6 protein-coding genes are annotated in these 11,031 nt (G+C 75.3%); 3 read left to right on the top strand and 3 right to left on the bottom strand.

The features are described from left to right. Positions 1 to 202: 202 nt before the first annotated feature. The gene (locus AAHZ94_RS18880) at positions 203 to 1,024 is read left to right on the top strand and encodes an SAM-dependent methyltransferase (RefSeq protein WP_349994135.1); all 822 of its coding nucleotides are present in this window, start codon (positions 203 to 205) and stop codon (positions 1,022 to 1,024) included. 143 nt (positions 1,025 to 1,167) lie between these two features. Here AAHZ94_RS18880 and AAHZ94_RS18885 read toward each other — a convergent pair whose 3' ends face one another. Both AAHZ94_RS18885 and AAHZ94_RS18890 read right to left on the bottom strand, forming a co-directional pair. Beyond that, a complete protein-coding gene (locus tag AAHZ94_RS18885; protein WP_349994140.1) occupies positions 1,168 to 4,860 on the bottom strand; it encodes a molecular chaperone Hsp90 in 3,693 nt (1,230 codons plus the stop codon). 677 nt (positions 4,861 to 5,537) lie between these two features. Beyond that, positions 5,538 to 6,542 carry a DUF3027 domain-containing protein gene (locus AAHZ94_RS18890; RefSeq protein ID WP_349994136.1) on the bottom strand — a complete coding sequence of 335 codons (1,005 nt, stop codon included), beginning with the start codon at positions 6,540 to 6,542 and terminating at the stop codon, positions 5,538 to 5,540. A gap of 643 nt (positions 6,543 to 7,185) precedes the next feature. Between AAHZ94_RS18890 and AAHZ94_RS18895 the strand changes: the two genes are divergently transcribed. Beyond that, on the top strand, positions 7,186 to 9,105 hold the full coding sequence (locus AAHZ94_RS18895) for an MFS transporter (RefSeq protein WP_349994137.1): 1,920 nt from the start codon (positions 7,186 to 7,188) through the stop codon (positions 9,103 to 9,105). Positions 9,106 to 9,131: 26 nt separating this feature from the next. Next, a complete protein-coding gene (locus tag AAHZ94_RS18900) occupies positions 9,132 to 9,659 on the top strand; it encodes a hypothetical protein (RefSeq protein ID WP_349994138.1) in 528 nt (175 codons plus the stop codon). A 201-nt stretch (positions 9,660 to 9,860) separates the two neighbouring features. Here AAHZ94_RS18900 and AAHZ94_RS18905 read toward each other — a convergent pair whose 3' ends face one another. Then, positions 9,861 to 10,628 carry a calcium-binding protein gene (locus tag AAHZ94_RS18905; RefSeq protein ID WP_349994139.1) on the bottom strand — a complete coding sequence of 256 codons (768 nt, stop codon included), beginning with the start codon at positions 10,626 to 10,628 and terminating at the stop codon, positions 9,861 to 9,863. Between the last annotated feature and the right edge of the window lie 403 nt (positions 10,629 to 11,031).

Genomic DNA, 11,031 nt, shown 5'->3' on the forward strand with positions numbered 1-11,031 from the left:
CCCGCCGCCTCCGGGGCCCGGACACCTCGTCGATACGGGCCGGGGGACGGCCGCGAGGTGGCCGCCGGGGCGCCGCGGTCCCTCACCCGTACACCCGCGGGGGCGGCCACGTAGGGTGAGCATCCAGTGAGTTCGTCCGACCAACTCCGCAACCGTACGCGGGGAATCGGCGGGCGGCCTGGCCTACGGGGGTTCAGCGCAGATGACGGGATATCGCTTCCGGTCCGAGGACATCGACACCAGCCGGCCGCACTCGGCCCGGATGTACGACTACTTCCTGGGCGGCAAGACGCACTACGCGGCGGACGTCCAGGCCGCAGAGCAGGTGCTCTCGGCGTGGCCACGGGCCAAGGTGTGGGCCAGGGCCAACCGTTCCTTCATGCACAGGTCCACGCACTGGCTGGCGGCCGAGGCCGGCATCAGGCAGTTCCTCGACATCGGCAGCGGCCTGCCGACGGAACCCAATCTGCACCAGGTGGCGCAGCGCGCGGCGGCCGACGCCCGGGTCGTCTACGTCGACCACGACCCGATCGTGCTCACCTACGCCGACGCGCTGTTGCACAGCTCCCCGACCGGGCGGGCGACGTACCTGCACGCCGACGTGTTGCGCCCGGAAACCATCTTCGAGGCGCCCGAGCTGCACGACACGCTCGACCTGAGCCAGCCCGTCGCCCTCTCGCTCAATGCGCTGCTGCACTTCGTACCGGCCGAGCAGGGCCCGTACGAGCTGGTCAGCCATCTGGTGGCGCAGCTCGCGCCGGGCAGCTACCTGGCCCTGTCGCACGGCGCGCCCGACGAGGACCCGGCCGTCACCGCCCGCGTCACCGAGCTCTACCGCAGCAGCGGCATCACGGTCGTCGGCCGCACCCGGGACGAGGTGGCCCGCTTCTTCGACGGGCTGGAGCAGGTCGAGCCGGGCGTCACCATGATCTCGGCGTGGAAGCCCGAGATCGAGCAGCCGCTGACGGAGGTCACCGGCGCGGACGTGGCGCTGTTCGCGGGGGTGGGACGCAAGGTGGGGTGAGGGCGGCGGGCCTCAGGGGCCCCGCCTCGGCCGGCGCGACCCCGCGCAGGCGCGACCCCCGGCGGGGAAGGCCGGGCCCGGCGGGGCGAGCCGCCAGGCGCGGCAACCACCGCACCGCGGGCCCACCCCGCCCCACCCCGTCCTCAGCGCGTCCCGTCGAACCACCGCGAGCGGGCCAACTCCGCCGTGCGGGTCGGGTCTTCGAGGAGGGCCGCCACCTCGAAGCGGCGTTCCCACTGGCCGGCGGCCCAGCTCAGGCCGGCCGCCACGCCCTCCACGGTGGCCGCGTGCAGGGTGCCGTCCACGTACCGCCAGTCCAGCTCGGCCCGGCCGGCGCCGCCCGCCCCGGCCGCGGCCTTCGCGTCGCGTTCGACCAGCAGTTCCTCGTGCTCCACGTAGCTGCGCGGCGCGCCGGGGAGCAGTTCCCGTACCGCGGCCGTGACCTCGTGGTCCTCGCCGTGCGAGACGACCCGGGCCGGGTACGCCTCGCTCAGCCGGCGGACCTGGAGCAGGTCGGCCAGCTCCGCCGCGCGGCGGGGCGGTACGGGCAGCAGCGGCAGCCCGTCGGCCATGGCCAGCGGGAGCAGGTCGGGCGCGTCGGCGACGAGCGCTTCGGCCGCGTCGACCACCTCCACCACGTAGCCGGGTTCGCCGTCGGCCGCATCGGCGCCCTCGTACGTCACCGCGCACAGCTCGTCGGGGAGCGTGACGTCCTCGGGTACGAGCGGTGCCAGCGCGCCGTACAGGCCGCGGAGTTGGGCCGGGGTGACCTCGCTGGCCTCGTCGGCGAGGCGGGCCAGGAGTTCGGCCGCCCCGCCCGGCTCCTCAAGGAGGGCGGCGGCCGAGGTGCGCACCCCGAGCGCGCGCAGCACCTGCGCGTCCACGTCGGCGGTGTCGGCCGCCTCGTACAGGCCGGCGAGCAGCGGATCGCCGCCGGCGGCCCGCAGCCCGGCCGGGCGCCGGCCGTCGAGCACCGGGTGGTCGCGCAGCCACCACGCCGTGTACGGCCGTACGGTCTCGGTCGTGCCGCCGGGCAGCAGCACCCGCACGGGGGTGGTGAGCGCGTCGCGCAGCGGCGGCCGGGAGAGCATGGCGAGCGCCAGCGGCCAGGCGTCGTCGTCGACCAGGTCCAGATCGCGCACGGCGACGATCTCGGTGGCCACCGGCGGCACCGGGCTCTCCTCCAGCGCGTCGAGCAGGTCCTCGCACCACACGTCGACCGCGTCCAGCAGGCCCACGTCGTCGGGGTCGGGGAAGTCGCCGTCGCGGGGTTCGAGCTCGTCCGGGTCGAGCACCACGTCGGTGGCGCGGATCAGCGTGAAGCCGGCGAGCATGCCCACCGCGGCGAGCGTCTCCTCGCCCCAGCGGTCGGCGAGGTCCGCGTCGCAGGCGGCGAGTTCGCCGGGGCGGATGACGCGCTCGAAGTCGCTGCCGGGAACGACCAGGTCGGCGGCGATGGCGAGTTCGCCGTCCTCGTCGGGGAGGGCGAGCGCGCCGAGCCAGGGCTCGTCGCCGGGGGCCAGCCGGGCGTCGCGCACCAGCGCGAGCACCGTCTCGGCCAGCGCGTCGGCGTCCAGCGGGCCGCCCGGCGCGTCCTCGTCGAGCAGCGGGTCGAACTCCTCGGCCGCGTCCAGCGAGGCGGCGACCGCGGCCCGCACCTGCGGCGTGGTCAGCACCGCGCGCGGCGTCGCGGGCGTGGCGCCCAGCTTCTCCAGGAGCGGGTGGACGGCGTCGGGGTGGGCGACCTTCAGGCCGAGCCTGGCGAGCGTGCGGTGCTGGCGGGCGGTGGCGTCGGCGGGCTCCGCGGTGCCGGGTCCGGCGGTAGCCGATTCGCCCACGGCCGATCCAGCAGTGGCCAGCTCACTCGCGGCCGGTCCGTCCGCGGCCAGCCCTTCCGCGCCCCACGGCCCGTCGGCCGCCGGCCCGCCTGCCGCCGCGCCGCCCCCCGTGAGGTCCGTGCCGACGCCGTCCGGCAGCGGCAGCAGCACCTGGCGCGGGCCGATGGTGGTGCGCACCGTGCCGCCGCCGTCGTCGCCGCGCCACCGGCCGCCCTGCTGGTCGGTGCCGGCCAGCGGCACCGGAAGGCCGGTCAGCAGCTCGGGGTCGGTGCCGGCCAGCGCGTCGTAGAGCCGGCGCCACCAGGTGGGGCGGCGTTCGGCACCGGCCAGCCGCTCGATCATCTCGCCGAGCGGGACCCGCTGCACGCCGAGCGCCCGCAGTTCGGCCCGCCGCTCAAGCCCGGCCGGCAGCAACTGCGGGAAGAGCTCGGAGAGCACCCGTACGGTCTCGGTGCCCGCGCCCTCAAGCAGCTCCGCGTCCACCGGCCGCAGCACACCGGGCGCCCGGTGGTCATCGGGCTCGGCGTACGGGTCGGCGTACGGGTCGCCGGCGGGTACCGGCCGCTGCTCGGTGGCCGGCCGCTCCGCCCCGTACGCCGTGGCCGCGCTGGGCAGGAAGGCGACGCGCGGCAGCCGGTCCAGGACCAGCCCGCGCAGCGCGCCGTCCAGCTCGCCCTTGCCGAACGGCCCGGGCACCAGGTCCAGGGTGCCGACCGTCACCGGCTGCCAGTCGCCGAGCAGCGTCGCGTACGCCTCCGCCGACCTGGCCAGCAGGAAGTCGGTGAGCGGGCCGGGCGCGACCCGGCGGCGGGTGGGTTCGAGCGGGAAGGAGGCGATGAGCAGCGCGGGCAGGCCGAGCGGCTCGTCGGTGGGGGTCGGCGCGTGCAGCACCGATGCGGCGGCTCCGCGGCCGGCCGGCGCCACGCCCGGCACGCCCGTGTCGGCCAGGTCGGCGCCGAGCCCGGGCAGCGTGGCGTCGCCGAGCCGCACCGGCGCGCCGGCCGCGTCCACCGGAACGGCCCAGGTCACCGACCAGGTCGGGCGCAGCCGCTCCTCGATCGGGCGGTCGGCGAGCAGGTCGGCGGTGAGCGCGCCGCCGGCGGTGGCGACCCGCCAACGGCTGACGCCGCCCTCGTGCGCGCTGTCCTCGATGACCACGTACGGGCCGTCCTGCCGGCGGCGCAGCGTACGGACCCCGGCCGGGGTCTCCACCACGACCTCGGCCAGACCGTCCAGGGTGAGCAGCAGGGAGGCGTCGATGCCGGCGATGAGCTGCCGGGCCAGGTCCTCGGCGGCGCCGTCGCGCAGCGGGAGCACGACGACGGTGTCGTAGCCGTCGGGGGCGCTGCCCTCGGCGGGCAGCGGCAGCCGCAGCAGCGGCACGTGGCCGTCGCGCCGGCGCACCTCGTCGGCCAGGCCGGGGCTGTGCTCGGCCGCCAGGGCGGTCAGCTCCCGCGCTTCGGCCAGCGACCAGCGCACGCCGCCGGTGCGGCCGACGATGGCCGGCTCGTCACTGACCGCGAGCACCGCGGCGAACCCGACGCCGAACCGGCCGACGGACCCGCCGGCGGGTGCGGTGCCCGCTGGCGCGTCGCCTTCCGGTGTGGTGCCTTCCGGCGCCGTGGCGGGCGGGGTGTCGCGCTTGGCGGAGGCGCGCAGCGTGGCGAGGGATTCGGCGCCCGCGGCGTCGAGCGGGACGCCGTTGTTGGCGACGGCGAGCACGGGCCGGTCGGTGCCGTCGCCCGCGCCCGGCAGCGCGCCTGCGCCGTGCAGGGTCAGCCGGAGCCGGCCCGGCACGCCGGCGCGGGCGGCTGCGTCGGCGGCGTTCTGGGCGAGTTCGATGATCAGCCGGTCGCGGTAGCCGCCGAGCGCGAGGTCCTCCTCGGCGTTGGCGTCCTCACGGAAGCGGGCGGGCGATGCGGCCCAAGCGTCCAGTACGCCGCGCCGCAGCCGCCCGGTATCGAACGGGTCCGCGTCCCCCGTCGCGCCGCGCCCCATCGCCGTGCTGCTGCTCACGTCTCGTCTCCCCTGTCCTGGTCCGGGGGCGCCCCGCACGCGCGGTGCGCACGGCCTGCCCCCGGTGAACGTCCTGCGGTGAACGTACCGCCAACACCCCCCACCGCCCGACTCCCCCCGCCCCCCGATCGAACACCGCAGGTGGGGCCGGGCCGGGGCCACTCGGCGAAAAGCGGGTGGGCAGCGCGCCGGGAGTGGGTGGGCTGAGGGTTACGGGACGGGGGTTGCGGGGCGAGGGTTACGGGGCGGTGGATGTGCGGCGGGGGCGGGCAGCCGGTACGGGCTTACCGCGACGGGCTTCGGCAGGGGCCAACGCGACGGGTGCTGTGGGTGTGTGCGGCGGGTGCGCGAGGCGGGTGCCTTGGATGGCCCGGAGGTGCGGGTGGCTGGCGCGCGCGTGCCTTGCGGTGCGGGTGCCTCGGGGTGCGCGTGGGTGGGAGTGCGCGCGGGTTGGGTGGGCCCAGGGCCCGGGCCCGCCGACGAGTGGGGCCAGGCGGTCAGCGGGACCGTTCGGGACGGACGACGGACCGGCACAACCCATCAGCAGGTAACCCAGACGGCGACGGGCCCGGCCCCGCCAGTCAGCAGGTCAGGCCCGTCGCCGAGGGCACGCACGTCGGCAAGGCGGGGCCGGTCGGCAGGCCGGGCCCGGCCGTGATTCAGGAGTGGCCGAGTTCTTCCGCGGGGGTGTCGAGTTCGACGGAGCCGCCGGAGTGGTCGGGTCGCAGGTGCAACGGGTCGACGACCGTTTCGTCGATGACCGGCGGGGCCGGCCGGGGCGGCTTCGGCATGACGGCCGCCTCGGAGTGGCCGCCGCAGCCGTAGCCGAGGGAGACCACGCGGCCGTCGGCCGGGCCGAACTCATTGGCGCACACCCCGAACGCCTGCCGCAGCGAACCGGCCAGCGGCATCAGGAAACCGCAGGTCATGCAGGAGGCGGGGGCCGCCTGTGCCATCGGGGTCTTCGCCCCGTACGCCTCGTCCCAGCGGTCGGCCGCCACATGCAGGCCGTACCGCGAGAGCACCCGGGCCCGGCCGAGGCCGAGTTCGTCGGCGACCGCGGGCAGGGAGCCGGTGACGGGCAGTTCGGCGCCGTCGCCCGGTGCGGACGGTGCTGAGGCCGCCGGGGAGCCTGCCGTCAGGTCGGCGTCCTCGGCGTCGGCGCGCTCGGCGAGTTCGCCGGCCACCGCGGGCCGGCCGGCGGCGGGCGCGGTGTCGGCTGCCGGGGCGACCGCGCGCAGCGGCGAGGTCTCCTCGGCCAGGACGGAGTTGGGCGGCGGGGTGTCCTCGCCGCTGAACCCGGGCTCAAGGCGCAGGTCGTCGGCCTCGGTCGGCAGCAGGTCGCCGGGGCCCATGTCGCCCGGGCGCAGCCGCTCGCTCCACGGCACCCACTCCGGCGCGAGCAGCGCCTCGGGTCCTGGCAGCAGCCCCGTCTCATCGAGCGTGACGACCTTGGCGCGGGAGGCGCGGGCGACCGTCACCGCCCAGCGCCAGCCCCGGTAACCGGGTTCCGCGCACTCGAAGAAGTGGGTGACGACGCGGTCGCCGTCGGCCACCGCGGACACGTGCGCACCGACGGGGCCGGGGAACGCCGCCTCCTCCGCCGCCACTCGGGCAAGATCGACCGCCTCGGCGCACAAGCGGTCCGGGGTACGGCTTCGCATCGCAGCACTCACAAGAATCGATTCTCTCCTACGCCGTCTCACGAGCGCGCCGGCCAAGCGGCCGGGACAGCGGACGGAGCGGACCAGGGGACCGCGTCGACGTCCGCGCCCGAACGGCCTCGGACGCACCCAGTACGTCCCATTCTGCGGGATGCTCACCCGGTGCGTGGCCAAGAACGACCGCCAGTGGCGCGTAAGGCACGCTACCTTGTCGGACCGCGCCACCCCTACCCCGCCTCGGCCGCACCGCGTCCGTGCGCCGCCGTACGCACCCCGCGCGCGCCCGCGCCCACCGCCGTCTGACGGCCGTCGCCCGACGCCACGGCCCGGGCGCCCCTTGGCCCCCGCCGGGCCGCACGGGGGTGCACACCCTGGTCCACACCCGCCGCACGGCCCGCGCCGCGCGTCCCGGTAACCCGTGTCCCCGTGACCTGTATCTGCGTGACCCGTATCTGCGTGACTCCGTAACCCCACCGTCGCCGGAACCCCGTCACCCCGTATCCAGAGAGCCGCGGATGCCGGCGGATGCCGGTCCTGGGGCGGGCCGCGGCGGGTCCCGGGCGGCCGTGGGGTGTGAAGGAAACGCGGCGGAGAAGCGGCGGAAAGTCGCGTAGCGGGTCCATCTTGGGTAGACGATGTCGTGGTGAGAGGCACGAGGTTCGCCGCGGGCGACCCGGTCGGCAGGTCGGGGCGCTCGATCGGCCGCGCGTTGGGCCGCCCGTTCGCGAGCATCGGCCGCGGCGTGCGGCGCATCACTCATGCCCACGGGGCCGGCGAGTCCGGGCTCGGCAAGCTCATCGAACTGCACGCGGTGAACTCCGCCGGCGACATGATGATCACGGTCGCCCTCGCCTCCACCGTGTTCTTCTCGGTCCCCACCGACGAGGCCCGCGGCCGGGTGGCCCTGTACCTCGCCATCACGCTCGCCCCGTTCGCGCTGCTGGCCCCGGTGATCGGGCCGCTCCTGGACCGGGTGCCGCACGGCCGGCGGGCGGCGATGGCCGCCGCGATGCTCATCCGGGCGCTGTTGGCGCTGACGATGGCCCATGTGATCGCGGGCGGCGGCCTTGAGCTGTATCCGGCGGCGCTCGGCGTGCTGGTGGCGTCCAAGGCGTACGGGGTGGTGCGGTCCGCGGTCGTGCCCCGGCTGCTGCCGCCGCGCTTCTCGCTGGTCAAGGCGAATTCGCGGGTGACGCTCGGCGGGTTGCTGGCGACCGGCCTCGCGGCGCCGATCGGGGCCGGGCTGCATCAGATCGGGCCGTCCTGGCCGCTGTACGGAGCGTGTGCGGTCTTCACGCTGGGCACCATGTTGTGCTTCACGCTGCCGCACAAGGTCGACTCGGCCAAGGGCGAGGCACGGGCCCACGTCATCGCCCACCCGCCCCACCTGCTGGCACACGGCCACACCGACGGCGCCCGCGACACCGACGCCTCGCCCGTACGGAACGCGTCGCGCCCTGCGGTTGGCGGGGCCGCCGGGGCCGTGGAGGCCGCTGAAGCCGTGCGGACCGTGGAAGCTGTGGAACCCGTGGAAACCGTGGCAGGAGCCGTCGAACCGGCCGTCGTCGCGGTCACCCAGCCGAGCCGGCCCGGCCAGCCGACGAGCGCGGGTACGGCGAGTACAGCGGGTACAGCCGCGGGCCCGGGTTCGGCGGGCACGGCGTCAGCGGGCCCGGCGTCAGGCGCAGGCGCAGCCGAACCGCGTACCGAAGTCGACCAACCCTCCGCGGCCCAGCAGCGAGCCGGTGCCGAGCAACCCACCGGCCCCGGCCACCCCGCCGAAGCCGAGCAACCCACCGAAGCGGCCCAACCCTCCGCCGCCGACCAGCCCACCGGCTCCACCAACGAAGAGCGAGCCGCCCCAGCCCCCGAGCAACCCGAACCGGCCGGGGCGACCTCCGGGGCGCACCAGGTCACGGCGTACGACGCACGGAGCGGCGCGTGGGGCGAGGAGCCGGTGAAGCGGCCCGGGCTGCGGAACGTCGGTTCGTCCGTGCTCTACGCCTGGCCCGCCAACGCCACCATGCGGACGCTCTCCGGGTTCCTCACCCTCTTCCTGGCGTTCATGTTGCGCGAGCACCCGCTGAACGGGCTGAGCCCCGAACTCTCGCTCGGCATCGTGGCCGTCTCGGCGGGCGCCGGCAATGCGCTGGGTACCGCGATCGGCGCCGGGCTGCGGGCCCGCGGGCCCGAGCTGATCATCGTCGCGGTGCTCACCACGGCGCTCGGCACGGCGATCACCGCGGCCGTGCTCTACAGCCAGCTCGCGGTCGCCGCGCTGGCCGCCGTCGCCGGTCTCTCGCAGGCGCTCAGCAAGCTCTCGCTGGACGCGCTGATCCAGCGGGACGTGCCGGAGAACGTGCGGACCTCCGCGTTCGCCCGCTCCGAGACCGCGCTCCAGATGTCGTGGGTGGTCGGCGGGGCCGTCGGCATCGCGCTGCCGCTGAACAGCGTGGCCGGCATGTCGGTGGCGGTCTGCATCCTGTCGCTCGGCTGGCTCGGCACCGCGCGCGGGTTGCTCTCCTCCGCCAGGCGCGGCACGCCGCACCCGCGCGTGGCTTGATCCGCGCGGCCCGATAGCCTGCCGGCATGACCACTGCCACGCGGCGGAGCCGCACTTCGATGTCGTCCTGGCGCAAGGGCCGCCGCGTCGCCGCCGCCGTCGGTGCCGTCTCCCTTGGGCTGATCACCCTGTCCGCCTGTGACAAGCCGACCCCGCTCGCCACCGTGACCGTCGGCACCAGTTCGGTGAACGCCGAGGCCACTGAGGGCTGCTACGGCGACGGCAAGGTGCTCAACGAGAAGAAGACCAAGGACTGCCTGTCGAAGAAGGCCGGCAAGTCGATCAAGGGCGCGCCGGGGGAGAAGGTCCGCATCGGCGTCGACCCGGAGATCGGCGAGTCGGGCTGGGTGCTGGTCTCGAACAACCCGCTCATGAAGGAACCGAGCAAGGACAACTACCGCAGCTTCGACGGCGACGCCCTCTTCGAGCAGAAGGACCCGCAGACAGGCCAGTCGTACGGCATGCGCGACAAGGTCACCATCGCCATCGTCGAGCTGAAGGGCAAGGACGGCCCGAAGGGCATGTGGCACTTCGAGCTCGTACGCGAAAAGTGAGCTGACCCGGCTCCGGGGGGGGGGGGCCCCCCCCGGGGGCGCGGCCCCCCCCCCCCCCCCCCCCCCCCCCCCCCCCCCCCCCCCCCCCCCCCCCCCCCCCCGCCCCCGCCCGGGCCGCGGGCCCCCCCGCCCCCCCCCCCCCCCCCCCCCCCCCCCCCCCCCCCCCCCCCCCCCCCCGCTCGCTTGTTCCTGCTGGTCGGGCTACTTCACGTCGACGAAGTCCACACCGGAGGCGACCGCGGCGTGGCTGCTGTAGCCGGCGAAGTTCCAGCGCCAGTCGCCGTCGACCGACGCCTTGAGCGTGGTCTTCAGGTCGCCGCTCTTGCTGGTCTTGACCGTCTTGACGGTCGTGAAGGACTTGGCGCCCTTCTTGCGGAACTCCAGCTTGACCGACTGGTTGCCGTGCGCGACCCACTTGTTGTCGCCGAAGACGTCCCAGTGGGCGCGGGTCAGCTTGCCCGTGACGGTGAGCGTCTTGCCCTTCTTGACCGGCTCGGGCGAGGCGTTGACGGTGAGCTTGCCCTCGCGCTGGAGCTTGAAGGAGGCGGCCTTCTCGGTGGTGTAGAAGTCACCGTCCTTCGCGTCCACCCAGGTGTCCACGTACCAGACGCCGGCCAGGGCGTTGGTGTACAGGTCCACCCGCGGGTCGACGGTGAAGGTGGCGGTGCAGGTCGCGGCCTTGCCGGCCGGGGTGCACTTGACGGCCTTGGTCGGCTGGAAGAAGCCGGAGGACGGGCCCTGGATGTTGATGTCGGCCCGCTTGATGCCCGAGTTGTCCTGGGCCGTGACGGCGACCGTGAAGGTCTTGGCGCCGCTCGTGCCGATCACGACGTTCTTGCCGCCGTTGACGACCACCTTGGTGATCTTGGTGTCGCCGGAGCCGCTCGCATGTGCTGACGTCGCCGTCAGCCCCGTCAGCGCGGTGATCCCGGCGACGGCGAATACGGCCAAAGATGCGCGTGTACGCATTCAATCCCCCATACGATGAAAAGGGCTCCGTCACATCCCATGATGTGAGGGAGTCCGACGGAAGCGACTGTACGTATTTCACTGGTCATCCACAACTCTTTCCGGAGGCCCACAAGTTGGCCACCTGGGAGCGACCGGGCGGCCGGTCCCGGCGGGGGTCGGTGGCGGCGCCCGGGGCCGCGCTTCGCGTGGCGCTCCGGCGGTATCGCCCCAGGCCCTGACGGCGCTTCGGATGACCGGCGCGGGGTCCGTGCAGCTCGGAGCAGCGGCGGCGGATGCGGAGGGTGACGCTCCGCCAATTCTCCGATGGGCTTGGCGAGCGGGCGCCCGCCGCCTCCGGGGCCCGGACACCTCGTCGATACGGGCCGGGGGACGGCCGCGAGGTGGCCGCCGGGGCGCCGCG

This window comes from Streptomyces sp. HSW2009, assembly GCF_040240285.1.
Lineage (GTDB): Bacteria > Actinomycetota > Actinomycetes > Streptomycetales > Streptomycetaceae > Streptomyces.

Bases quoted from the DNA above. Each gene is read 5' to 3' on its own strand.
- AAHZ94_RS18880 (WP_349994135.1), top strand. From the start codon at position 203: ATGACGGGATATCGCTTCCGGTCCGAGGACATCGACACCAGCCGGCCG.
- AAHZ94_RS18885 (WP_349994140.1), bottom strand. From the start codon at position 4,860: ATGGGGCGCGGCGCGACGGGGGACGCGGACCCGTTCGATACCGGGCGG.
- AAHZ94_RS18890 (WP_349994136.1), bottom strand. From the start codon at position 6,542: ATGCGAAGCCGTACCCCGGACCGCTTGTGCGCCGAGGCGGTCGATCTT.
- AAHZ94_RS18900 (WP_349994138.1), top strand. From the start codon at position 9,132: ATGACCACTGCCACGCGGCGGAGCCGCACTTCGATGTCGTCCTGGCGC.
- AAHZ94_RS18905 (WP_349994139.1), bottom strand. From the start codon at position 10,628: ATGCGTACACGCGCATCTTTGGCCGTATTCGCCGTCGCCGGGATCACC.